Raw genomic sequence first — 24,049 nt, 5'->3', positions numbered from 1 at the left:
CATGCTCGATGGAGGAAGTAGGAAACCTAGCATCTGAGTATAGGAACAAAACCACATACAGGTCGGATCAGCGAAAAATAGACGCTGACAGCACCTAGACAAAAGGTCATCAGCGCCCGTATTGTTTCGTCCAGACCACCGCAGTGGTCAACGTCGCTCGGACGGTTCCGGGCGCTTACGTATCAGAGGCACACATGGCAGACCAAGGTTCGCCGCGACGCTTTGCGCGCATAGATCGACTCCCCCCCTATGTTTTCAATATCACTGCCGAGCTGAAGATGGCCGCCCGTCGTCGTGGCGAAGACATCATCGACTTCAGCATGGGTAACCCTGACGGCCCGACACCTCCCCACATCGTCGAAAAACTCTGCACCGTCGCGCAGCGTGAAGACACTCACGGCTACTCGACTTCGCGGGGAATTCCACGCCTGCGCCGGGCCATTTCGCGCTGGTATGCCGACCGTTATAACGTTGAGATCGATCCCGAGCACGAAGCCATTGTCACCATCGGCTCCAAGGAAGGCCTGGCGCACTTGATGCTTGCCACCCTGGATCAGGGCGACACCGTGCTGGTGCCCAACCCCAGCTACCCGATTCATATCTACGGTGCCGTGATTGCCGGTGCCCAGGTGCGTTCGGTACCGCTGATCCCCGGCGTGGACTTTTTTGCCGAGCTGGAAAAAGCTATCCGCGGCTCCATCCCCAAACCGAAAATGATGATCCTGGGCTTCCCGTCCAACCCGACGGCGCAGTGTGTCGAACTGGATTTCTTCGAGCGCGTGGTGGCCCTGGCCAAGCAATATGATGTGCTGGTTGTGCACGATCTGGCCTACGCCGATATCGTCTATGACGGCTGGAAAGCGCCTTCGATCATGCAAGTACCGGGCGCCAAGGACATCGCCGTGGAGTTCTTCACACTGTCCAAAAGCTACAACATGGCAGGCTGGCGTATCGGTTTTATGGTGGGCAATCCTGAGCTGGTCAATGCTCTGGCGCGAATCAAGAGTTACCACGACTACGGCACCTTTACCCCGCTGCAAGTGGCGGCAATTGCTGCACTTGAGGGTGACCAGCAATGTGTGAAGGATATTGCCGAACAGTATCGTCAGCGCCGTAACGTGATCGTCAAAGGGCTGCACGAACTGGGCTGGATGGTCGAAAATCCGAAGGCTTCGATGTATATCTGGGCCAAGATTCCCGAACACTACGCCCACCTGGGCTCACTGGAATTCGCCAAGAAGCTGCTGGCGGATGCCAAGGTCTGTGTTTCGCCGGGGGTAGGCTTTGGGGAGTACGGTGACGACCATGTGCGCTTTGCCCTGATTGAAAATCAGGATCGCATTCGTCAGGCGCTGCGTGGGATTCGCGCTATGTTCCGCGCTGATGGCTTTAACGCTGGCTAAAACGACTGTGGGAGCTGGTAAACCAGCTCCCACAGGTTTATTGGTGCTTTAAACCACCAACGACAGCAGCAGAATAAAGATCAAACCTACAACCGAGAGGATGGTTTCCATCGCGGTCCAGGTCTTGAAGGTTTCAGCCACGGTCATGTTGAAGTACTGCTTCACCAGCCAGAAACCTGCGTCGTTGACGTGAGACAGGATCAACGAGCCTGCGCCGGTTGCCAGTACCAGCAGCTCACGGTTCACACCCGGAATCATGTCCACCACCGGCAACACAATCCCCGCCCCGGTAATGGTCGCTACGGTCGCAGAACCCGTCGCGATACGAATCACCGCAGCCACCAGCCAGGCCAGCAAAATCGGCGAGATTTGCGCGTTTACCGCCATATGGCCGATCACGTCACCCACACCGCTGGCTACCAGCATCTGCTTGAAACCGCCGCCCGCACCAATGATCAGAATGATCGCTGCGGTAGGAGCCAGGCTCGCGTCCAGCAGCTTGAGGATGCGTTTGGAGTCGATACCCTGGCGGGCGCCAAAGGTGTACAGCGCCAGCAGCAATGCCAGCAACAGCGCACTGATCGGGTGGCCGATCATGTCCATCCACACACGGAAGAAGTTGCCATCGGGCAGCGCCACGTCGGCGAACGTCTTGAGCAGCATCAGGAATACCGGCAACAGCACGGTGATCAGGGTGATGGAAAAACTCGGCAAGGTGCTGGATTCCGGCTCACTGGCCAGTTGATCCATGAGGTCCTGGGATGCATGGCCCGGGATGTACTTGGCGATAAACGTACCGTAAATCGGTCCGGCAATGATCGCGGTAGGCAGAGCAACAATCAGGCCGTACAGAATGGTCTTGCCGATGTCGGCACCAAATACGCCAATGGCCAGCAGCGGGCCCGGGTGCGGCGGTACCAGCCCGTGAACAGCCGACAAGCCGGCGAGCAGCGGGATACCGATCTTGATGATCGACACGCCAGTACGTCGCGCAACGATAAACACCAGCGGAATCAGCAGTACAAAGCCGATTTCGAAGAACAATGGAATACCGACCAGAAAGGCGGCAAACATCATTGCCCACTGCACCTTGTCCTTGCCGAAGGCACGGATCAGGGTACGGGCGATCTGGTCAGCACCACCGGAGTCGGCCATCATTTTGCCAAGCATGGTGCCCAGCGCCAGGATGATCCCGACAAAGCCCAACACGCCGCCAAAACCGTCCTGGAACGACTTGATGATCAGGTTGGCAGGCATGCCGGCCGTCAGCCCCAGAAACGCAGAGGCGATGATCAAGGCAATAAAGGGGTGCAGTTTGAATCGGGTGATCAGTACGATCAGGCCGATAATGGTCACCACTGCATCAAGCAGCAGAAACGTATTATGGGACATGCCTAGCATGGGGCGTCTCCTGCCTTTTTGTTGTTATCAAGTACGGGGGTGCCGCTACAGCCGAGGCAGATAGCGCTATCTGTTTGAAACAACATCATGAAGTTGCCATTACCGTCTGCTCGCACCACCAGTCTCGGGCGGCGCTTGCTAATTGCTTAACGTTCATCTGGGCTGCATTCAGAGTCAGCACCAAGGATTCATTGGTCGGTGATTCAAGCGCAGCGAACTGGCTGTCGATCAGGGTCTTGGGCATAAAGTGCCCCGGACGATCGGCCACCCGGGCAGCCGCCACCTCAGGGGTCAGCTCCAGAAACACAAAACCCAGACCATCTACCGCACTGCGTAAACGCTCGCGATAACGCAGCTTGAGTGCCGAACAGGTCAGCACCGGGCGCTGACCACTGGCAACCGCACGACGCAATTCGTCGCACAGGCTGTCAAGCCAGCCGGCACGGTCTTCATCGGTCAGGGGAATACCGGCACTCATCTTGGCAATGTTGGCCGCCGGGTGAAACGCATCGCCTTCAATCGGGGTCGCGCCATTGAGCTGGCACAATGCCTGGCTAACGCTGGATTTGCCGCAGCCGGCAACACCCATGATGACCAGAGCAGTGATAGGTTGACTCATGAAACACCTCAGTCCGTAGACAGCGCTGTCTTTGTTCATGCGTTCAATACTTGAAAGCAAAGCACAAAGCTTAGGCTACCGACGTCTATTTCTCATTTTTATGGGGAGACGCGGAGACGCTCTCGACATACAAAGCTGGGGTAACTGATTTACACGCAATCAGGCAATTGCGGGTCCGCCAGGACAGCGCTACCTTAGTGACTTGTTTTTTGTTTGGCAAGCCGCCCTGATGACCACCTCCAAAAACGATAAAAACACCCGGACCACGGGTCGCCCCACCCTTAACGAAGTTGCCCGCCTTGCGGGGGTCAGCCCCATCACCGCCTCGCGAGCCCTGCGCGGTATCAGCAGCGTTGCCACGGAGCTGGCCGAAAAGGTCCGTGTTGCTGCCGACGAGCTGAACTATGTGGTCAATCCCGCCGCCCGCGCGCTAGCTTCGGCGCAGAGTCATTCTGTCGTGGTGCTGGTACCTTCGCTGTCCAACCTGCTTTTTATAGACACCCTCGAAGCCATCCATGACGTGTTGCGCCCCCGTGGCTTTGAAGTATTGATCGGCAACTTCCACTATTCCCGTGACGAAGAAGAAAATTTGCTGCGCAACTATATGGCCTACCAACCCCGAGGCCTGCTGCTGACCGGTTTTGATCGTTCGGAAAGCTCACGGCGGATGATCGAGACCAGCAATGTACCCTGCGTGTACATGATGGAGCTGGATGCCGCCGAGGGCTTGAACTGCGTCGGCTTTTCACAGCTGCAGGCCGGTGAAACAGCTGCCCGGCACTTGATCTCCCGTGGCCGCAGACATCTGGCCTATATCGGCGCCCAGCTCGATCAACGCACGTTGCTGCGCGGTGAGGGTTATCGCCGCACTTTGCAGGAAGCCGGACTGTACAACCCTGATCTTGAAGTACTGACGCCACGTCCGTCTTCGGTTGGCCTGGGGGGCGAATTGTTCCTGCAATTGCTCGCCAGCCATCCACAAGTGGATGCGATCTTTTTCGGCAACGACGACCTGGCCCAGGGCGCCTTGCTTGAGGCTGCACGCATCGGCATCAAAATCCCGGAGCAAATCGCCGTACTGGGCTTTAACGACCTCCCGTCTTCAGAGTTTATGGTGCCTCGCCTGAGCAGTATTCGTACGCCCCGGGAAGCCATTGGCCGTCGCGCAGCCGAGCAGATGCTGACACTGATGGCAGGCAATAAAGTTGCCAACCCTGTTCAGGACATGGGCTTTGAACTCATGGTGCGTGAAAGCAGTTAAAGCCCCTCACCCTCATCATGTACACAGTACAGCTTTAATGCAGTTGCAACGTCGAGTTGAACTGGCTGATGGCATCGACCACATGCCGGGAGCCTTGCTGGATTTCCAGAATCGCTTCCCCGGCCTCATTTGCCAGCTCAACACCAAGCCCTGTGCGGCTAAGGCTCGACTGCATGCTGGTCACAGCGCTCAGCGACAGATCATGATTTCGACGCACCACTTCGACAATTTCCAGGGTGGCCGCACTGGTGCGCGCCGCAAGGCTTCTGACCTCATCGGCCACCACGGCAAAGCCGCGCCCGTGCTCCCCCGCCCGCGCTGCCTCGATCGCGGCATTGAGCGCCAGTAAATTGGTTTGATCCGCAATACCACGAATGGTCTGCACGATCTTGCCGATACTGTCCGACTGTTTGCTTACCGCATCAATGCTCTGCGCTGCTTCATTAAGGTCTTTGGAAATGGCCTCGATGATTTGCACGGTTTGCTGCACCACCTGCGAGCCCTTCTGCGCGCAGGCATCGTTTTGCACCGAAGTGCTGTGGGCCGATTCGGCGGCAGTCTGCAGGTTGGTGACCTGAGCAGTGATATCACTGGCGAATTTCACCACTTTGTACAGGCGCCCCCTGGCATCGAAGATGGGGTTATAGGAGGCCTCGAGAAACACCGTATGACCGTGTTTGTCGACCCGCTCAAATCGTCTGGAATGGTACTCGCCGCGATTGAGCGAGGCCCAGAAAGCCTTGTAGCCGGCTGACTCGGCCTCGCTTCGACGACAGAACATGCCGTGATGCTGGCCGACAATTTCGCTCAGCGAGTAATGCATTGTGTCGAGGAAGTTCTGGTTGGCATTGATTACCCGCCCATCCGGTGAAAACTCGATCACCGCCATCGACCGGCTCAGGGCGTTTACGATGCTCTGGGTTTCGTGTTCTTTATTGATTCGATCTGTGACATCCGAAGCCACCTTGATGACACGCACAACGTGCTGGTCAGCGCCGACGATGGGCATGTAGCTGGCTTCCAGCCACACCTCACGCCCCGCCTTGTCGAGCCGTGAAAAGGTGCCGCTCAAAGGTTCGCCTCGGGCCAGGTCCCGCCAGAAATTGTTGTACTCACTGGATTTAACGTAAGCCGCTTCGCAAAATAGCCGATGGTGCTTGCCCCGAATCTCGTCAGCGGAATAACCCACAACCCGACAAAAATTCTCGTTGGCATCCAGAATGGTGCCGTCAGGGGCGAACTCAATAATTGCCATGGAACGGCTGATAGCCTGCACTTTAGCGGCCATGTCATTTAATAAGCCGCTAAGACGTTGATTTTCGAGCAGATCGGCTTTGCGATGCGAATTAAACATGGCTCAATCCCTGGAGGTGCTGTCTATTGATAATTCAAAAGTTTCAAGACGCAGCCAATCAGCTGGGTATCTCACTCTTAACGTTAGAGCTGTACGCACTTCGAGGGTTTGAGCACTTATGGCTACGACCCCGTAAACATGGAGCATAGCTAGCCAAATGACGCGCGCAAGCAAATGGCCATCAACCTGCGACGGAACGCTCACGCTTTAAAAATTTACCAAATGGATGATGCAGTATTAAAAGTGACAGGGCCCCGAGGAGCGAGCCCCGGTAAATCCACTTAATGACCAAACAATCCGGTGTCAGTTTTTTTGGCTTTCTTGTCAGCGCGTTTTTCATCGGCTGTTTTAGCCGGCTTTTTCTTCGCTGCTTTCTTTGAATCCATACCTTTGGACATGTTATGCACTCCAGTAACCAGGGTTGTTCACTGAGGTATAGCACTGATCCATGGTGAACTTTCATTTAAAGTCGGTTATTTCGAAATGAATGCGTATGTGTACCCTTTAATTCCGAATACAGATCACCCACACTATTCAGATAACCCGCAGAAATCTGCCTTTTAGTTATTTATACTGCGCGCCCCTCCCCCGAGCCTGTGGACTTATGACTGCCATTATTTACGCCCCGCTTGAAGCGGCTTTATGGCCACTGATGAACAAGTTTTATCGCACACATCAATCATCGATGAAGGCGGTCAGGGAAGCGCAGTTATGGGTCGCCCGCAAAGAGGGGATTATTGCCGGTTTATGTTTGCGGCCAATGGCTCACGGCCACTGGCTGACCGGGCTTTTTGTCGCGCCAGCGCTACGCGGCCAAGGGGTAGCTGGCGATCTGGTCAGCCAGGCAATAGCTGCCGTCGATGGCCCGATCTGGTTGTTCTGCGACCCGCAGTTGCAGGGGTTTTATGAAAAGCTGGGGTTTAGCCTGGACGTGGAATTGCCCCATGCCCTGCATGAGCGGCTGGTTCGCTATCAACGCAACAAAGCGATGATAGCGATGGGCCTTACTCCTTGGTGTGCGGATCCAGATCAGGAAACAGCACCTCAATAAAACCGAACTTGCTGAAGTCCTTGATCCGTGACGGATACAGACGACCGATCAAGTGATCGCACTCATGCTGCACGACCCGCGCATGAAACCCCTCTGCAATCCGTACGATTGGCTCACCCTTGGGGGTGAAACCTTCGTAGCGGATCTTGTGGAAGCGCTCCACGACCCCACGCAGACCCGGCACCGACAGGCAACCCTCCCAGTCCTCTTCAACTGCCGGGCTCAGCGGCGTGATCAGCGGGTTGATCAGAATGGTCTGCGGCACGGCTTCGGCATCCGGGTAACGCTCGCTGTGCTCGAAACCGAACACCACCAGCTGCAGGTCAACGCCAATCTGCGGCGCTGCCAGGCCCACGCCGCCAGCGTGTTCCATGGTCTGCAACATGTCGTCGAGCAGTTGCCAGAGTTCTGGCGTGTCGAACATCTCATCCGGCACCGGTTGGGCCACACGTAATAAACGCTCATCACCCATTTTCAGGATTTCACGAATCATGGTCAGGTTTCATCAGAAGTGGATTTAAGGGAGTGGTCGCGGCCAAGGCCGGAGACATGCTGCTTTGGATCAGGGTCGGCAGACTCATCGAATGTCTTCTCGCCCGGATTTTTGCCTTCAGCCGACATATGTTCGATCACAGCATTCATTTCAGCGCCCAGCAACAGCACCGCGGCCGAAATGTAGAAGTAAAGCAACAGCACGATGATTGCACCGATACTGCCATACATGGCGTTGTAGTCCGCGAAGGTTTTGACATAAAAGGCAAACCCCAAGGAAGCCACAATCCAGACCACTACCGCCAGCACCGAGCCCGGGGTAATAAAACGGAATTTCTGCTCAACATCGGGCATCACGTAATACATCAACGCCACTGCCACCATCATCAGCAAAATAATCGCCGGCCAGCGCAGGATGGTCCACAGCGTGACCACAAAGTCTTCAAGCCCCACCTGCCCCGCCAGCCAGCTCATCACCTGCGGTCCGAGCACCATCAGTGCGGCGGCGACCAGCAGCATGCCGGCAATGCCGATCGTGTAGAAAATCGACAGCGGAAAACGTTTCCAGACAGGGCGCCCTTCAACCACGTCGTAGGCAGCATTCATTGCGCTCATCATCAGGCGCACACCCGCAGAAGCCGTCCATAGCGCAATGACGATACCTACCGAAAGCAATCCGCCCTTGGATTGCTGCAACTGGTCGATCACCGGGTTGACCTGCTCCAGCGCTTGCGGCGGCAGTACCAGTTCGGACTGCAGGCGCAACCAGGTAAAGAAGTCTGGCAGATGCAAAAAACCGATCAATGCAATCAGGAACAGAATGAAAGGGAATAACGAAAACAGCATTTGATAGGCCAGCGCCGAGGCGTAGGTCGACATTTCATCGTCGATAAATTCCTTGACCGTTCGGATCAAGACTTTGCCCAAAGGCAGGCCGTTCAAGCCTGGGAATAACATAGCGTCTCCTTTCGCCGCATCGTTAATGAGGTCAACACGCCTCCAAGCGAAGGGTTTTACCTAAAAGTAGCCCAATTGGCGACTTTGAAAATACCGGATCGCCAAACCCGTAAAAAGGCCAACCCAACATTGACCTTGTGGTCCGGCATCGAGTTTCATTTATTTTCTGCACATCATTTCGTCGATCAGCGCAGGTTGGGCTTTATGTTTGCCCGCTAACCCCCGAGAATACGCGACGTATTCAGGCTATGGCGCTGAAGATCCGCAATTGTAGGAAGGTTATGAAACTCGATAAAAAGCTGGCTATTGCCCGCAGGAACCAGGAACTCGGCGGCGCGGTACTCGGCGTCAACAACTGCCATTTCGCCGCACTGAACACCAACAAGAACATCTGGTGGTTCGATATTCCGCTGGCGCGCCTGGCCGTCGGCCAGTACGAATGGGTGCATCTGCTCCTGCACACCCCAAGCACCGACGAACTGCTGCACCTGAAGGTAACGACTGCATTCCTGCGTGAAAAACGCGAAGGCATGGTAGTACGTGCAACGCACAAGCGTACGCCGACCATGAGCCTGGAGTTGAGTGCAGACAAGGACTCCTATCTGCAGGACGTGCGTCCTACAGGTACTGGCGTCAACTTCGCACAGTTTTTACAGAAATAAACCCAAAGGCCAAAACCTGTGGCCGACCTGTAGATACTCTGTTGCAGGTCAAGCCCTATTGTGGGAGCGAGCCTGCTCGCGAACGACCTTCGCGAGCAGGCTCGCTCCCACAGTTGCAGTGTTCCTTCGGCAGCTGCTACAACAGACCTTCACCGTATCAAAACGAAAAATCCCCGCATTGCGGGGATTTTTCGTATCCAGGCCTGTTACTTCTTGAGGCCCAGCTTTTTCAGTTCTTCGTCTCGCAACTCACGACGCAGGATCTTGCCCACGTTGGTGGTCGGCAAGCTGTCGCGGAACTCGACGAACTTGGGCGCCTTGTAAGCCGTCAGGTTGGCACGCATATGCGTCATGACCTGTTCCTTGGTCAGCGTCATACCCGGCTTGACCACGATAAACACCTTGATCAGCTCACCGGTCTTCTCGTCCGGAATACCGATTGCAGCGCACTGCAATACGCCCGGCAAGGAGGCCATCACGTCTTCCAGCTCGTTGGGGTAAACATTGAAGCCCGACACCAGAATCATGTCTTTTTTGCGATCAACGATACGCATGTAGCCATCAGGCTGAATCACTGCGATATCACCGGATTTCAACCAGCCTTCGCTGTCCATGATCTCGGCGGTGGCGTCAGGACGCTCCCAGTAGCCTTTCATGACCTGCGGGCCCTTGATGCACAGCTCGCCGACTTCACCCAGCGGCAGCTCTTCGCCGGCATCGTTAATCACTTTGCACAGGGTCGAAGGCACCGGAATGCCAATGGTACCGATCTGAATGCTCTGGGCCGGGTTGACCGTGGCTACCGGACTGGTCTCGGTCATGCCATAACCTTCGCAGATCGGGCAACCGGTCACGGTCTTCCAGCGCTCGGCCACCGACAGTTGCAAGGCCATGCCACCCGAGAGCGTCACTTTGAGGGCCGAGAAATCCAGCTTGCGGAACGCCTCGCTGTTGCACAGCGCCACAAACAGGGTATTGAGGCCGACAAAACCGGTGAATTTCCACTTGGACAGCTCTTTGACCATCGCCGGTAAATCACGGGGGTTACTGATCAATACGTTGTGATTGCCCAGTAGCATCATCGCCATGCAGTGAAAGGTAAAGGCGTAGATGTGATACAGCGGCAAAGGCGTAATCAGGATTTCACAACCTTCATCGAGGTTGGAGGCCATCAATGCCTTGCACTGCAACATGTTGGCGATCAGGTTGCGATGGGTCAGCATCGCGCCCTTGGCCACACCGGTAGTGCCGCCCGTGTATTGCAGCACGGCAACATCACTGCTCACCGGGCTGGCTTCCTTGACCGGCTGGCCCTGGCCTTTGCTCAGCACGTCGTTGAACTTGACGGCCTGTGGCAAATGATAAGCAGGGACCATCTTTTTCACGTACTTGATGACGCTATTGATCAGCACCCGCTTGAAAGGCGACAGCATGTCAGCCACTTCGGTGACGATCACATACTTGACCGACGTCTGGGGCACGACTTTTTCAGCCAGATGCGCCATGTTCGCCAGGCACACCAGTGCCTTGGCACCGGAATCCTTGAACTGGTGTTCCATTTCCCGCGCGGTGTACAGCGGGTTGGTGTTGACCACAATCAAACCGGCGCGGATGGCTCCGAACACAGCAATCGGGTATTGCAACAGGTTGGGCAGCTGCACGGCGATGCGATCGCCCGGCTGCAAGTCGGTGTGCTGCTGCAACCAGGCTGCAAAAGCGCCCGACTGCTCATAGAGCTCACCGTAGGTAATGGTTTTGCCGAGGTTACTGAACGCCGGTTTATCGGCGAAACGCTGGCAAGATTCCCGCAGTACCGTCTGAATATTTGGATATTCATCTGGATTGATTTCAGCAGCAATCCCAGCTGGGTACTTATCCTTCCAAAAGCCTTCAATCATGGAAGCCCACTCCTCAGCGTCGCGAATTCTTCACCGCATCGGGTGCGGTTCTTATTTGTTTGATTTTTATAATGGACAGCTCTGACTTTCACTTACCCTGAAGTCACAAAGCGCGCCGAGAGTAGCAGCTTTGCCAAAGGCCGCCTAGAGCCAAAAACCGGGTTTAGAGTCACCAACCTGACTGTAGGACAATCCAAAGTCATCATTAGTATAAACACTCTATTAACCGATAAACCCCTCTATATCAGGTATTACAGCCCCTTATCATAGGCATAAAAAAACGCCCGCGGCCTTTCAGCCTGCGAGCGTCTGTCGCCATGATGAACGAATCAGGCGGTATCCCGTAACTCCCGTCGCAGGATTTTTCCCACCGGCGTCATGGGCAAAGCATCACGCAACACTATTTGCTTGGGCACCTTGTAACCGGTGAAATTTTCCTTGCAGTAGGCCTTGAGCTCCTCAACGGTCACCCCGCCTGCGCGCGGCACCACAAACAGTTTAACCGCCTCCCCCGTGCGCTCGTCGGGGACGCCGATAACCGCGCAATTGGCAACTTTGGGATGCGCCATCACGATGTCCTCGATTTCGTTGGGGTACACATTAAAGCCGGAGACAATAATCAGGTCTTTCTTGCGATCGACGATGCGGACAAAACCGTCCGGATCAATCACGGCGATATCACCGGTCTTGAACCAGCCCTCGGCATCCAGTACTTCGGCCGTGGCCTCGGGGTTTTGCCAGTAGCCCTTCATCACTTGCGGGCCTTTGACGCATAACTCGCCGCGCTCACCCAGCCCCAGATCAACCCCCTCATCGCTGATCACCTTCATGGCGGTGCCCGGCACCGGCATGCCCACCGTGCCCAGCCGTGCCAGCTGGCCGCAGGGGTTGGCGCTGGCCACCGGCGAGGTTTCCGTCAGGCCGTAACCTTCGACGATGCGGCACCCGGTGAGTTTCTCCCAGCGTTCAGCCGTCGCCTTGACCAGCGCAGTACCGCCCGAGTTGGTAATTTTGAGCCTGGAAAAATCCACGTCCTTGAAATCCGGGTGGTCCATCAGTGCAACAAACAAGGTGTTGAGCCCCAGGAAGCAGGTGAACTTCCAGTTTTTCAGTTCCTTGATAAAACCCTTGATGTCACGCGGGTTGGTGATCAGCACGTTATGGTTGCCGGTGACCATCATGCCCATGCAATTGGCCGTGAATGCATAGATATGGTACAGCGGCAGCGGGCCGATCATGATCTCGCGGCCGTCCTTGAGCATCGGCTGGCCGTCGGCGCCATGCTGGGACAGGCAGGCGCGCAACTGCTGCATATTGGCGACCAGATTGCCATGGGTGAGCATCGCGCCCTTGGGCAGGCCGGTGGTGCCGCCGGTGTACTGCAGGACGGCGATATCATCCAGCGTTACCGCCAACGGGCGGATCACCTGCCCCGCGCCCCGGCGCAAGACGCTCTTGAAGGAAATGGCCTGGGGCAACTGATAGGCAGGCACCAGTTTTTTCACCTTGTCGACCACCAGGTTGGTGATCCAGCCTTTGGCGGCCGGCATCATGTCGCCCATTCTGGCTTCGATCAGGTAGTCGATTTCGGTGTCTTGCAGCACTTCCTGTACCCGCTTGCCGAACATGTTCAGGTACACCAGCGCCCGAATCCCGGCGCTCTTGAACTGATGGCGCATCTCGCGCGAGGTGTAGAGCGGGTTGGTATTGACCACAATCAGGCCTGCACGCATGGCTCCGAACACGGCAATCGGATATTGCAGGGTGTTGGGCATTTGTACGGCAATACGGTCGCCCGGCTTGAGATCGGTGTACTCCTGCAGATAACCGGCAAACGCGGCACTGTGGCGCTCAAGCTCGGCATAGGTGATGGTCACTCCCAGATTGCTGAAGGCCGGGCGATCCGCAAACTTTTTGCAGGAGCGCTCAAACACGTCAACAACCGATTTAAAAGCCGTCATGTCGATATCCAGCGGTACACCGGCGGGACGTTTGTCATTCCAGAAATCAGGTTGCATTGTTTTTATCCTCGTACCTGAGTGTGCCTGGCCGCGTCTCGTGTCGAATGAAAAGCGGAGCTTGCGGACGTTAACAGTTATAAAGTTGTAGGCAAATACAGCGATCTTCGCCATTTACATCTTGAATCTTATTGCCGGGTAAACGCCCGTTAACTGGCCCCCTTGCAAATGCGCTATACACTGGTACGACAATAATTAAAGGAAATGCCATGACCCCTGAGACTTTCTGGCTGGAAGCGAATGACCGCAGCGGTCTTTTCGTTAACCAGTGGCTGCCGGACAGTACACCCAGGGCTGTTGTCCTGCTGGCTCATGGCATGGCCGAACACAGTGGCCGTTATGCGCACCTGGGCCAGGCCCTGTGTGCTGCCGGTTTTGCCCTGTATGCCCATGATCAGCGCGGTCACGGTAAAACAGCCGAGCGCGGCACCCTGGGCTATTTTGCCGACAATGATGGCTGGTGCGCGGTGGTCAGCGACGTGGCCAGCCTGAGCCGGCATATCGGCCAGGCCCACCCTGGCATACCGGTTTTTTTGCTCGGGCACAGCATGGGCAGCTATATCGCGCAGGCGTATGTGATGCATCACAGTGCCAGCCTGCAAGGGGTGATTCTGAGTGCTTCGAATTTCCAGCCGGTGGCGCTCTATCGTGCAGCCAGCCTGATCGCCCGACTAGAGCGTTGGCGCCAGGGAGCCAAGGGCCGCAGTGCGCTGATCGAATGGTTGTCGTTCGGCTCGTTCAACAAGGCCTTCAAACCCAATCGCACGCAGTATGACTGGCTCAGCCGCGATCCGGCCCAGGTCGATGCCTACGCCAGCGACCCCCTGTGCGGCTTTCGGTGCACCAACCAACTGTGGATCGACCTGCTCGGCGGGTTGCAGCAAATCAGCAAAGCGTCCAATCTCGCTCAGATCGATCCGGGCCTGCCGCTGCTGATAATCGGCGGCGAATGTGATCCGGTGAGTGAAGGCAAGCGTCTCACTGATCTAGCCAGGGCATTGCGAAATGCCGGCAATCGTCAGTTGCAACTGAATCTGTATCCGCAAGCGCGGCATGAACTCTTCAACGAAACCAACCGCGATGAAGTCATGGCTGATGTAATTAAGTGGCTAAATCAGGCATTGAGCCACTCCCGCCCGTCGCGAAGCGAATGAGCGAAAAACAGATTTACACCTAAAAAGCTTTTAAAATCATAGCTTTAAAACCAAACACTCGTCACAGGACATGCGCTAGATGACTCAGGTTACCAACACCCCGTACGAAGCCCTCGAAGTCGGCCAGACAGCCAGCTACAGCAAAACCGTCGGAGAGCGTGACATTCAGCTTTTTGCGGCCATGTCCGGCGACCACAATCCGGTGCACCTCGACCCCGAGTTCGCCGCCGCCACCATGTTCAAGGAGCGTATTGCCCATGGCATGTTCAGTGGTGCGCTGATAAGTGCTGCCGTAGCCTGCGAGCTGCCTGGCCCGGGCACCATCTATGTCGGCCAGCAAATGAGCTTTCAGAAACCGGTGAAAATCGGTGACACCCTCACCGTGCGCCTGGAAATCCTGGAAAAACTGCCCAAGTTCCGTGTGCGCATTGCTACTCGCGTGTTCAACCAGCGCGATGAAATCGTTGTTGATGGCGAGGCCGAAATCATTGCGCCACGCAAGCAACAAACCGTGACCCTGCCGGTACTGCCTGCGATCAGCATTGGCTAAAACGCAATGTGGGAGCGGGCTCGCTCGCGATAGCATCAACTCGATCATTCTGATCAATCGAGTTTTTGCATCACGAGCAAGCCCGCTCCCACATTTTTGGAACTACAGCTTCAAGCTAATCATGCACGGGCACGGGCCTGATTGCGCAGCGCCTTAACCTGATCGTGGTTGCGTTGCACGCCGTGGTACTGGCGCTCTACCAGATCACGAATGCCGACCAGGTTGTGCTTGCTGATTTTTTCCAGCGCTTCTTTATAAGCCTTCAGCGCATGATCTTCGCCGCGCTCGGCTTCGTTGAGCACCGCTTCTTCGTCTTTGCCGGTAAACACGGACTTCACATCCACCCAACGGCGATGCAAGTCACCGGCCACGCTGGTGCTGGTTTCCGGGTCACCACCCAGGGCTCGAACTTGAGCCTGAAGTTCGGCAGCTGCGGCAGCGCAATCGGCTGAACGCTTGGCAAACAGAGCCTTCAGCTCCGGGTGCTTGATATCTTCGGCACAGCTTTTAAACCCTTCCTGGCCGTCTTTGCTGGTTTCGATCAGATCGTTCAGGATGCTAATGGCTTCTTTATTAAGGTCAGTCATTGTTCAATTCCTTACAAGGTTGAGGATCGTGCAATAGAGGTTGCAGGGCTCGTGCCAGTTTTATAATTAAATAAAATCCTTAAATATCAATGACTTAATAAATATCAAAAAATCTGTATCCGGTTTATATGCATGATCTGTCAATTGGCCTTCATGCAAATTGCCTGTATTTTGATTTCCACAGCTTTACCCATCTAAGGGCCGCTGCATGAACCCCGAAAAACTCGAACTGCTGGTCACTCGTGAAATGCCCTTCGGCAAATACAAGGGCCGAATCATCGCCGACCTGCCCGGCCAGTACCTCAACTGGTTCGCCCGTGAAGGTTTCCCCCACGGAGAACTGGGCGGCTTGCTGGCCCTGATGCAAGAGATTGATCATAACGGCCTGTCGGACCTGCTCGACCCGTTACGCGCCAAACACGGAAAACCCAAACCCCGCCATTGATAGAGCTGCCCCATGCCAAGGATTGAAGACAACGCCCGCGACGAACACTTCTGGCAAGCAATTGCCGAGCGCTACGACCTTGCGCCCGGCCCGATCAATCTGGAGAACGGCTACTTCGGGCGTATGACCCGCGACGTGGCACAGGACTACCAGCGTAATATCGACTTTATTAACCGCAACAACTCGGTGCCTGTGCGCCAGCACTTCGATACCACTCAGGGCCTGGAAATTCGCGACTCGCTGGCGGGGTTGCTTGGTGTAGCCCCTGCCGGCCTGGCGCTGACCTTTTGCGCGTCTGACGGCCTGCAATCATTGATCCGCAACTACAATGGCCTGCAAACGGGCGATCAATTGCTGATCAGCGACCTGGAATACCACAGCGTCGAATACGCCATGCGTGGAGTGGCACGCCAACGCGGCCTGGAAATTATCGAAATCTCCCACACGCACCCAGCCACGTTTGAAAGCCTGGTGGCCAGCTATCGCCAGGCATTTGAACGTAACCCGCGGATCAAGCTGATGGCGCTCACTCACGTTACCCATCGCACTGGCCTGGTCATGCCCGTGGAGGCCATTGTTGCTGCGGCAAAAGAGCATGGGGTTGACGTGATTCTGGACAGTGCCCATGCCCTGGGGCAGATCGAACTGGACCTGCCGGCACTGGGTGTGGCCTTTGCCGGTTTCAACCTGCATAAATGGATTGGCGCGCCGCTGACCCTGGGCCTGATGTATATCGATCCCCAGCGCCTGGGCGACATTGACCCCGATATGGGCAATGAGCGCTACCCCGAGCCGGATGTGCGCAACCGCGCCGTTTATGGCACGGTCAACATCCCCGCCTGGCTAACCCTGACCAAGGTGCTGCAGGAACACCATGAGATGGGTGGCGCCCGAGGCAAGGGTGCCCGACTCAACTACCTGCGCAACCTGTGGGTCAGCGAGGCGCGCAAGATCGAGGGCATTGAAGTGCTGGTCAACGATGATCCGCGCTTGTATTGCGCAATCACTTCGCTGCGCTTTACCCATGTGCAGGATCAACAACCGATGGTTGATCGCCTGCTCAAGGACTACAACCTGTTCACCGTAGCCCGCAACGGTTCGGCGTGTGGCAGTTGTATCCGGGTAACAGTGGGCTTTGCCACCACGCTGGATGACATCAACCAACTGGTGCGGGCGCTGCGCGAGCTTTCGCAAGCTCACACATAACCTTGTGGGAGCGGGTATTTTTCAGGCAAAAAAAAGGTGCGCCGACCAAGCGCACCAAAAACCGTAGAACACACAACACATTCGTAACTAAAACATCAATCCAGCAGGGCAAGCGCCTCAGCGGTGCATTCCTGGATTCGGGCCCAGTCGCCGTTCTTGATCCATTCGCTGTCCAGCATCCAGCTACCGCCCACGCACATCACGTTTTTCAAGGCCATGTAGTTGCGGATATTAGCCGGACCAACACCGCCGGTCGGGCAGAATTTCACTTCGCCAAAAGGGCCGCCCAGGGCCTTGATCGCCGCTACACCGCCGCTGACTTCTGCAGGGAACAGTTTGAAACGGCGGTAACCCAAGCCATAGCCTTCCATGATCCCGGAAGCATTGCTGATGCCCGGCAGCAGCGGAATGTCGCTGGCAACACTGGCCTCGAGCAAGTCACGGGTAATGCCCGGAGTAACAATAAATTGCGAACCGGCGTCTTCCGCCGCCGCCAGCATATGGCGATCCAGTACGGTACCCGCACCTGTCACCAGCTCAGGGCGCTGGTCACGCAGGATACGAATGGCCTTGAGGCCGAACGCCGAACGCAGGGTCACTTCCAGCGCCGTCAGACCACCGGCCGCCAGCGCATCCGCCAAAGGCAGGATGTCTTGTTCGCGGGCAATGGTAATCACCGGCAGAATTCGTGCTCGCTCACACAGGCTGTCGATCAGGGCGACTTTATCCGCCATCGATACGTTCGCAATTGTTGTTGTCATGGCAGCTGATCCTTGGCTCATGGGCACCAGTAAATCTCTAACGTAGGTTGCAGGAAGGCACGAATCGGCAAGGCGGCAACATCTGTGCCCCCCAGCGCTTCGTTGAGGGTGTTCAATTTGGACTGGCCCTGGATCGACAGCACCTTGTGCTTCGCGCTCGCCAACAGGCTGCGACTCATGCTCAGACGCTGGTGCGGCACCGTTGGCGCCAGCATCGCCCAGCAACGACGCGGGTTGTCCAGTTGCAGGGCTTCACTCAGATTCGGGCTATTGGGGAACAGCGACGCGGTATGCCCGTCATCGCCCATACCCAGGATCAGCACATCGATCGGCGGCAACTCGGCCAGCCCCTGATCGGCCTCCAGCGCAGCCTTTTCTACCGTGGCTGCAGCGTTATACAAGCCGACAAAACGGGCTTTGGCCGCCGGGCCTTGGAGCAGATGCTTTTTAAGCAGGCCCGCGTTGCTGTCGGCATGCTCGACCGGCACCCAGCGTTCATCCGCCAGGCTGACAACCACTTTCGACCAATCGACCGGCTGCTTGATCAAGCTTTGGAAAAACGCCACCGGGCTGCGGCCGCCGGACACCACCAGAGTGGCAACGCCCTGCTCGGCGATAGCCTGGTTCAATTGCCCGGCAACTTTTGTTGCCAGCCCTTCGGCCAACAACGCCGGGTTCTTGAAGGTGTGCGAGCTCACACCTTCAGGCAGTTTCAAATCAGATATCGCCATACCAAGACCTCCCGTCCCGCGTAATCAGTGCAATGGAACTCATCGGCCCCCAGGACCCCGCCGCGTAAGGCTTGGGCGCATCACCGGACTTTTTCCAGCCGGCGATCAACTGGTCGCACCATTTCCATGCCGCTTCAATTTCATCTTTGCGTACAAACAGGTTCTGGTTGCCGCGCATGACTTCGAGCAACAGGCGCTCGTAAGCATCCGGAATCCGTGTGCTGCGATAAGTGTCAGAAAAATTCAATTGCAACGGGCCGCTGCGCAGTTGCATGCCTTTATCCAGGCCCTGGTCCTTGGTCATTACCCGCAAGGAAATACCTTCGTCCGGTTGCAGGCGAATAATCAGCTTGTTGCCGATTTGCAGGCGCTGCTCGGGAGCAAAGATGTAGTGCGACGGCTCCTTGAAGTGGATAACGATTTGCGAGAGCTTTTGTGGCATGCGCTTGCCGGTGCGCAGGTAGAACGGCACCCCTGCCCAACGCCAGTTACGAATATCGGCGCGCAGTGCCACAAAGGTCTCGGTGTCACTCTGGGTGTTGGAGTTTTCTTCCTCCAGATAACCCGGCACCGACTGACCTTCGCTGTAACCGGCAATGTACTGGCCGCGTACCACCTGGGTGGTCAGGCCTTCGGCGCTGATCGGGGCCAGGGCCTTGAGCACTTTGACCTTTTCGTCGCGAATGCTGTCGGCCGACAGGTCCGCAGGCGGGTCCATGGCAATCAGGCACAGCAACTGCAGCAGGTGGTTCTGGATCATGTCGCGCAGTTGGCCAGCCTTGTCGAAATAGCCCCAGCGGCCCTCGATGCCGACTTTCTCGGCCACGGTGATTTCAACGTGGGAGATGTAGCGCTGGTTCCACTGGGTCTCGAACAGGCTGTTGGCAAAACGCAGCGCGATCAGGTTTTGTACGGTCTCTTTGCCCAGGTAGTGGTCGATGCGGTAAGTGCGGTTCTCGGGGAAGAACTGCGCCACGGAATCGTTGACCTTGCGCGAAGACTCAAGATCCGAACCGATGGGCTTTTCCAGCACCACACGGGTGTTTTCAGCCAGGCCGACCGCGGACAGGTTCTCGCAAATGGCACCGTACACAGCCGCCGGAGTGGCGAAGTAAGCGATCAGGCGCTGCTCTGTGCCGGCCATTTCAGCCAGCGCCAGGTAATCTTCAGTCTTGAAAAAATCCACATGCAGGTAGCTCAAGCGAGCCAGGAAGCGGTTCAATGCTTCGACTTCGATTTCCTTCTCGCCCAGATACTGGCGCAACTGGCTGTCGATATGCGCCAGGTGCGTGGAAGCCTCGCCCGGCTCTCGGGCCAGCGCGAGAATGCGTGTGTCGGCATGCAGCAGACCGGCACGATCCAGTTGGTACAAGGCAGGAAACAGCTTGCGCAGGGCCAGATCGCCAAGGGCGCCGAACAAGGCAAAGGTGCACGGTTCAACCGTAATCGAAGGCATGATGTTTGTTCTTTTATCAAGTTAAGCTACAAATACCTTTTTTCAAGGTATCACTCAAGGAAAAATGTAGTAATAAACACAACATTTTCTCAAAATACAGATTCCTGCTAGTGGTCGTCACAGGCCACCAGTAGGATAGGCCACCTTCCAGAACCGCTTTAGTCCGGTTCTTGCATCGCTGACCCAAGGACCATAAATGGACCGCGTGCGAAATTTACTCGAACAGATCAAGGGCCGCCTCGAAGACCTGAACAAGGCCGAGCGCAAAGTGGCCGAAATCATTTTGCAGAACCCGCAGCAGGCGACCCGATTCAGCATCGCCGCCCTGGCGCAGGCAGCTTCTGTCAGCGAACCCACGGTTAACCGTTTCTGCCGTTCATTTGGTGTCAGCGGCTACCCCGAGTTAAAGCTGCAACTGGCACAAAGCCTGGCCAGCGGCGCAGCTTACGTGAGCCGCGCGGTAGAGGCAGACGATAATCCGGCCGCGTATACACAAAAAATCTTCGGCAGCGCCATCGCCTCGCTGGACAGTGCCTGCCAGGCACTGGACCCCAACCTTATCAGCCGCGCCGTCGACTTGCTGATCCAGGCCCGGCAGATCCACTTTTTTGGCTTGGGCGCATCTGCACCGGTGGCACTGGATGCGCAACACAAGTTCTTCCGCTTCAACCTGGCCGTCACCGCCCACGCCGACGTGCTGATGCAGCGCATGATCGCCTCGGTGGCGCACACGGGTGAATTGTTCGTGATTATTTCCTACACCGGTCGCACCCGTGAACTGGTAGAAGTGGCTCGCATTGCGCGCGCCAACGGTGCCTCGGTACTGGGGCTAACTGCGGAAAACTCGCCACTGGCCAAGGCCAGCACCCTGAGCCTGAACATCCCGCTGCCCGAAGACACCGACATCTATATGCCGATGACCTCGCGCATCATCCAGCTGACCGTACTGGATGTACTGGCAACCGGCATGACCCTGCGCCGCGGCGTGGACTTCCAGCCACACCTGCGCAAAATCAAGGAAAGCCTCAACGCCAGCCGCTATCCGGTGGGCGATGAGTTCAACTAGGCAAGCGCTTGGTAATGCCCCATCAGACGCTGCAAAGCCCCGCCCTCGCCTGCAAGCTCAAATGAGCCTGCTCGCCCGGGGCAAGGGCCTGGTTATGGGTACCGCCACTCGTGGACTCCACACACACAAAGCCCATCACTTCGTTCCAGCTCACCCCCAGCAACGGCCGCTTGCCGGGATGCCAGACCACCGTGCTGCCCTGATCACCCGTGTCGATGCTCAAAGCCCGTTGCCAGGCATGGTCATTGAGCTGCATTTCGCCGTCATGCTGGAACACCCGCTGACAACCACCTCCCACCCGTAACTCGCCTTTCTGCTGGCATACCTCACGGTTCAACTGGTCGTAGCCGTGCGCTCCGTCCAGACCGGACAGCGCTACCTCAGCAACATCACCAATTCGCCAGTAAGCGCGCAACGCCTGGCTCACCTGGCAAGGCTCGTCGTCCTGATGCTCGGTGCTCAGGCGCAGCTCCATTTCTTCGCCCAATCGCGCATGCAAATCCACCTGCCAATCGCACAGCTGCAAGCGCCAGTGCAAGGTCACCCCTTCTTCGTCGCTGCTGCTGTCGAGCAGCTTCCAGTCGATCAACCGCGCCCAGCCATGGGATGGCCAGGCGTTTTCACTGGGGTGACGGCCATACCAGGGCCAGAAGATCGGTACCCCACCACGTATCGCACCCACTTGCGGCCACTTGGCAGCGCACCACAGCCAGGGTTTTTGCCCGGTCGGCTGGAAGTGCAGCAACTGCGCGCCCTGACGGCTGAACACCGCCTGGCAATGCGGATGATCGATCACCAGTACGTCGCGCTGCTGAAAGCGCTCCCACTGGAAAACCGGCTGCTCGCGTCTGGATTTGAAAAAACGGTGAAGCGGATGCTCATGCATGTGCCGCAGTCCTGAAAATCATGCGCCGGGGGGTGCAGCCCCGAAAAAAAGCGGATAGCCAAGGCTATCCGCTGGAAAAACAAGGAGCTTAGCGCATTTAGAACGTCGACTGAATTTTCAGTCCGGCCACCAATGCGTTGTCTACCTGGTCCACACCACCCGGGTGAGTGATGTACTGCAGGTTTGGACGCACCGTCAGCCAGTTGGTCACGTGGAAGCCGTAGTTGAGTTCGTAGTTGTACTCGGTATTGCGCAGCGGCGTGTACAAGGGGTCGCTGTAGTCGGTGGCACCGATGGACGCATTGATCAGCTCGGCGCTTTTCTTCACGTCATCGTTGACATGAATACGGGCGGCGCCAATGCCGATGTCATCCTTGGGCCGGGCATCGAACGGCCCTTTGTACACAAACATCAGCGACTGATAGTTGTCGACGATGTTGGTCTGCTTGTCATGGAAGGTGGCGTTGGCCGCGATATGCAGGCCGCGCGAAGCGTCACCGTTGTGGCTGGTGAGCTGCTGCTGCACGACAAACCAGTAGCCGTGTTTGCTGTCACGTACGCGATAGTCCTGACCATCATTGGTGATATTGACCTTCACGTCATCGGCAGGCGCCGTGCTCTTGTAGTAACCCACACGGTATTCGCCCGGCAGGTCATTGACCTTGGGCGACCACACCAACTCAACCGGCAACACAGTGCCCTTGGTACCGCTGCCGCTGAGCTTGAAGCCGTTGCCGTGCTCCAGTTGCGACGGGTTCTGGTTGTACGCACCGATTTGCGCGTACAACTCAGGCGTGATGTTGTACTTCACGCGCAGCGCCGCCTGGCTGACCGGCCAGTTGTACCAGAGGTTGGTGGCCCAGTTACCCACCTGCGAGCCACAGAACGCCAGGTTCTGGAATTCGCACGGGAAGGTGTTGAAGTCCTCGCCTTCACCGAAATAACCGGCCTTGACGTCCAGTTTGCCATCGAGGAACTGGTGCTGGATCCACAATTGGGTCAGACGCACCATATGGCCACGGCCATAGACTTCCTGGGAGGAACTCAAGGTCCCTGCACGCGGATCACCGACACGGTCATTGGAGATATTCTGACCATTACGGTTGGTCAGCTGGATCTTCGCCTGGGTGTTGTCCCAGCCCCACAGCTTTTGCAGGTCCAGCGCCACACCCAGACCAAACTGGTCGCTGTAGCGCGCGGTCTTGTCGTCGTTGTAGCCACCGTGCAGGTTGGCGCCCACTTCACCGACATAATCGGCCTTGATGTCGATACCCTGCTCGATCAGTCTGGTGCGCTCGCCGCCCCAGTCGCCCGTCATCCATTTCGAATCGGCACTGAAGGCTTCGTCGGCGTAGACACTGCTTGCACCCAGACCTAGCGCGACAATTGCCGATAGCTGGCAGGCCAGACGGGTGCGGGTCATTCTGTTAGTCATCCCTTTAATCCTCGTTGTCTTCTTATTGGCTTTGTTTAACGCGGCACAACTGCAAGGAGGCCCGGTAACAGGCTCCCTGTTGACTTAACGACCCTTGAATTGCGCCACGTTATCAGCCCGGCCTTGAGCCTGAGGCGAACTCATCGCCCCCAGACGCTCCCCCGTATTCGCATCAAACAGTAGCACTTTGGCAGGATCGAACTGCAAATTGAGGCTCTGACCGACCGCAGGGGCATCATCCGGAGCCATGCGGCAGCACACTTTGATGCCGTTGAGGCTGACAAAAACCAGGGTATCGGGGCCGGTGGGTTCGACAACCTGCACCTCGGCGCGAATAACCGGCAGGCCATTGGGTTCGGCTGGCGCCAGCACAATTTGCTCGGCGCGGATGCCCACGATCACATCGCGGTCTTCCAGCCCGGCGTCCTGCATGCCCAGCGGCAGCTCGCAACGCGCCTGGCCGCTGTCGAGCAAGGCCAGCAAGCGGCCGTCGCGACGCTGCAAACGCAGGGGGATAAAGTTCATCGGTGGCGAGCCAATAAAACTGGCGACAAACAGGTTGGCCGGGTCGTTGTAGATCTGTTTCGGGGTGCCGAACTGCTGAATGATGCCGTCTTTCATCACCGCCACTTTGTCGCCCAGGGTCATGGCTTCGA

General features: G+C 56.7%; 22 protein-coding genes and 2 pseudogenes. 9 read left to right on the top strand and 15 right to left on the bottom strand.

Features of this window, described 5'->3' with window-relative positions; translation table 11 throughout:
• Positions 1 to 194: 194 nt before the first annotated feature.
• Positions 195 to 1,403, top strand: a complete 1,209-nt coding sequence (alaC, locus tag GHO03_RS08325; RefSeq protein ID WP_095003256.1) for an alanine transaminase — start codon at positions 195 to 197, stop codon at positions 1,401 to 1,403.
• Between the two features lie 48 nt (positions 1,404 to 1,451).
• On the opposite strand, the gene GHO03_RS08320 is transcribed toward alaC, so the two are convergent.
• The gene (locus GHO03_RS08320; RefSeq protein ID WP_095003257.1) at positions 1,452 to 2,804 is read right to left on the bottom strand and encodes a GntP family permease; all 1,353 of its coding nucleotides are present in this window, start codon (positions 2,802 to 2,804) and stop codon (positions 1,452 to 1,454) included.
• Positions 2,805 to 2,889: 85 nt separating this feature from the next.
• Positions 2,890 to 3,423 (bottom strand): gluconokinase, encoded by a 534-nt coding sequence (locus tag GHO03_RS08315; protein ID WP_095003258.1) that lies wholly within the window; start codon positions 3,421 to 3,423, stop codon positions 2,890 to 2,892.
• A 229-nt stretch (positions 3,424 to 3,652) separates the two neighbouring features.
• On the opposite strand from GHO03_RS08315, the gene GHO03_RS08310 reads away from it, so the two are divergent.
• Positions 3,653 to 4,684: a LacI family DNA-binding transcriptional regulator gene (locus GHO03_RS08310; protein WP_095003278.1), complete on the top strand. Its 1,032-nt coding sequence runs from the start codon at positions 3,653 to 3,655 to the stop codon at positions 4,682 to 4,684.
• A gap of 34 nt (positions 4,685 to 4,718) precedes the next feature.
• On the opposite strand, the pseudogene GHO03_RS25820 reads toward GHO03_RS08310, so the two are convergent.
• Together GHO03_RS25820 and GHO03_RS25815 are read right to left on the bottom strand one after the other, a co-directional pair.
• Positions 4,719 to 5,147, bottom strand: a pseudogene (locus tag GHO03_RS25820) (methyl-accepting chemotaxis protein); the annotation flags it as partial.
• Positions 5,148 to 5,267: 120 nt separating this feature from the next.
• Positions 5,268 to 5,939, bottom strand: a pseudogene (locus tag GHO03_RS25815) (PAS domain-containing protein); the annotation flags it as partial.
• A 703-nt stretch (positions 5,940 to 6,642) separates the two neighbouring features.
• On the opposite strand from GHO03_RS25815, the gene GHO03_RS08300 reads away from it, so the two are divergent.
• Positions 6,643 to 7,089, top strand: a complete 447-nt coding sequence (locus GHO03_RS08300) for a GNAT family N-acetyltransferase (RefSeq protein WP_095003260.1) — start codon at positions 6,643 to 6,645, stop codon at positions 7,087 to 7,089.
• On the opposite strand, the gene def is transcribed toward GHO03_RS08300, so the two are convergent.
• Both def and GHO03_RS08290 read right to left on the bottom strand, forming a co-directional pair.
• Complete coding sequence (def, locus tag GHO03_RS08295) at positions 7,043 to 7,582, bottom strand: peptide deformylase (RefSeq protein ID WP_095003261.1); 540 nt, start codon at positions 7,580 to 7,582, stop codon at positions 7,043 to 7,045. The genes GHO03_RS08300 and def overlap by 47 nt on opposite strands.
• 2 nt (positions 7,583 to 7,584) lie before the next feature.
• The gene (locus GHO03_RS08290) at positions 7,585 to 8,538 is read right to left on the bottom strand and encodes a YihY/virulence factor BrkB family protein (protein WP_095003262.1); all 954 of its coding nucleotides are present in this window, start codon (positions 8,536 to 8,538) and stop codon (positions 7,585 to 7,587) included.
• A 281-nt stretch (positions 8,539 to 8,819) separates the two neighbouring features.
• Between GHO03_RS08290 and GHO03_RS08285 the strand changes: the two genes are divergently transcribed.
• Positions 8,820 to 9,200 carry a hypothetical protein gene (locus GHO03_RS08285; protein WP_016782092.1) on the top strand — a complete coding sequence of 127 codons (381 nt, stop codon included), beginning with the start codon at positions 8,820 to 8,822 and terminating at the stop codon, positions 9,198 to 9,200.
• Positions 9,201 to 9,406: 206 nt separating this feature from the next.
• Here GHO03_RS08285 and fadD1 read toward each other — a convergent pair whose 3' ends face one another.
• Positions 9,407 to 11,098 (bottom strand): long-chain-fatty-acid--CoA ligase FadD1, encoded by a 1,692-nt coding sequence (gene fadD1, locus GHO03_RS08280; protein WP_095003263.1) that lies wholly within the window; start codon positions 11,096 to 11,098, stop codon positions 9,407 to 9,409.
• Between the two features lie 329 nt (positions 11,099 to 11,427).
• Positions 11,428 to 13,116: a long-chain-fatty-acid--CoA ligase FadD2 gene (fadD2, locus tag GHO03_RS08275; protein WP_095020856.1), complete on the bottom strand. Its 1,689-nt coding sequence runs from the start codon at positions 13,114 to 13,116 to the stop codon at positions 11,428 to 11,430.
• Positions 13,117 to 13,325: 209 nt separating this feature from the next.
• Here fadD2 and GHO03_RS08270 point away from each other — a divergent pair, with 209 nt between their 5' ends.
• Complete coding sequence (locus tag GHO03_RS08270) at positions 13,326 to 14,270, top strand: alpha/beta hydrolase (protein ID WP_153399601.1); 945 nt, start codon at positions 13,326 to 13,328, stop codon at positions 14,268 to 14,270.
• 79 nt (positions 14,271 to 14,349) lie between these two features.
• Positions 14,350 to 14,820 (top strand): MaoC family dehydratase, encoded by a 471-nt coding sequence (locus GHO03_RS08265; protein ID WP_019829146.1) that lies wholly within the window; start codon positions 14,350 to 14,352, stop codon positions 14,818 to 14,820.
• Positions 14,821 to 14,939: 119 nt separating this feature from the next.
• On the opposite strand, the gene GHO03_RS08260 is transcribed toward GHO03_RS08265, so the two are convergent.
• Positions 14,940 to 15,407: a PA2169 family four-helix-bundle protein gene (locus tag GHO03_RS08260; RefSeq protein WP_095003266.1), complete on the bottom strand. Its 468-nt coding sequence runs from the start codon at positions 15,405 to 15,407 to the stop codon at positions 14,940 to 14,942.
• A gap of 208 nt (positions 15,408 to 15,615) precedes the next feature.
• Between GHO03_RS08260 and GHO03_RS08255 the strand changes: the two genes are divergently transcribed.
• Together GHO03_RS08255 and GHO03_RS08250 are read left to right on the top strand one after the other, a co-directional pair.
• On the top strand, positions 15,616 to 15,852 hold the full coding sequence (locus tag GHO03_RS08255) for a DUF3820 family protein (protein WP_019693207.1): 237 nt from the start codon (positions 15,616 to 15,618) through the stop codon (positions 15,850 to 15,852).
• 12 nt (positions 15,853 to 15,864) lie between these two features.
• Entirely contained in the window at positions 15,865 to 17,058 is a 1,194-nt protein-coding gene (locus GHO03_RS08250; protein ID WP_095020855.1) for an aminotransferase class V-fold PLP-dependent enzyme, read from the top strand.
• A gap of 95 nt (positions 17,059 to 17,153) precedes the next feature.
• Here GHO03_RS08250 and GHO03_RS08245 read toward each other — a convergent pair whose 3' ends face one another.
• Genes GHO03_RS08245 through zwf form a run of 3 tightly spaced genes read right to left on the bottom strand, consistent with a single transcriptional unit; the run spans position 17,154 to position 20,006 of the window.
• Positions 17,154 to 17,819 carry a bifunctional 4-hydroxy-2-oxoglutarate aldolase/2-dehydro-3-deoxy-phosphogluconate aldolase gene (locus GHO03_RS08245; RefSeq protein WP_095003268.1) on the bottom strand — a complete coding sequence of 222 codons (666 nt, stop codon included), beginning with the start codon at positions 17,817 to 17,819 and terminating at the stop codon, positions 17,154 to 17,156.
• A 17-nt stretch (positions 17,820 to 17,836) separates the two neighbouring features.
• Entirely contained in the window at positions 17,837 to 18,550 is a 714-nt protein-coding gene (gene pgl, locus GHO03_RS08240; RefSeq protein ID WP_095019695.1) for a 6-phosphogluconolactonase, read from the bottom strand.
• Complete coding sequence (gene zwf, locus GHO03_RS08235) at positions 18,537 to 20,006, bottom strand: glucose-6-phosphate dehydrogenase (RefSeq protein WP_095003270.1); 1,470 nt, start codon at positions 20,004 to 20,006, stop codon at positions 18,537 to 18,539. The genes pgl and zwf overlap by 14 nt, the downstream gene beginning before the upstream one ends.
• A 205-nt stretch (positions 20,007 to 20,211) precedes the next feature.
• Between zwf and GHO03_RS08230 the strand changes: the two genes are divergently transcribed.
• Positions 20,212 to 21,072: a MurR/RpiR family transcriptional regulator gene (locus GHO03_RS08230; RefSeq protein WP_169845242.1), complete on the top strand. Its 861-nt coding sequence runs from the start codon at positions 20,212 to 20,214 to the stop codon at positions 21,070 to 21,072.
• Between the two features lie 22 nt (positions 21,073 to 21,094).
• On the opposite strand, the gene GHO03_RS08225 is transcribed toward GHO03_RS08230, so the two are convergent.
• The 3 genes from GHO03_RS08225 to GHO03_RS08215 form a co-directional block, all read right to left on the bottom strand.
• On the bottom strand, positions 21,095 to 21,958 hold the full coding sequence (locus GHO03_RS08225; RefSeq protein WP_095003271.1) for a D-hexose-6-phosphate mutarotase: 864 nt from the start codon (positions 21,956 to 21,958) through the stop codon (positions 21,095 to 21,097).
• Positions 21,959 to 22,055: 97 nt separating this feature from the next.
• Complete coding sequence (locus tag GHO03_RS08220; protein ID WP_095003272.1) at positions 22,056 to 23,393, bottom strand: carbohydrate porin; 1,338 nt, start codon at positions 23,391 to 23,393, stop codon at positions 22,056 to 22,058.
• 84 nt (positions 23,394 to 23,477) lie between these two features.
• The coding region (locus tag GHO03_RS08215) for a TOBE domain-containing protein (protein WP_153399599.1) at positions 23,478 to 24,049 on the bottom strand (572 nt) is incomplete at its 5' end.

The sequence above is a fragment of the Pseudomonas sp. FSL R10-1339 genome, from assembly GCF_009600545.1.
In the GTDB taxonomy this organism is placed as follows: domain Bacteria; phylum Pseudomonadota; class Gammaproteobacteria; order Pseudomonadales; family Pseudomonadaceae; genus Aquipseudomonas; species Aquipseudomonas bubulae.
The sequence above is the reverse complement of the archived record's forward strand: the minus strand, read 5'-3'. Positions and strand labels throughout refer to the sequence as shown.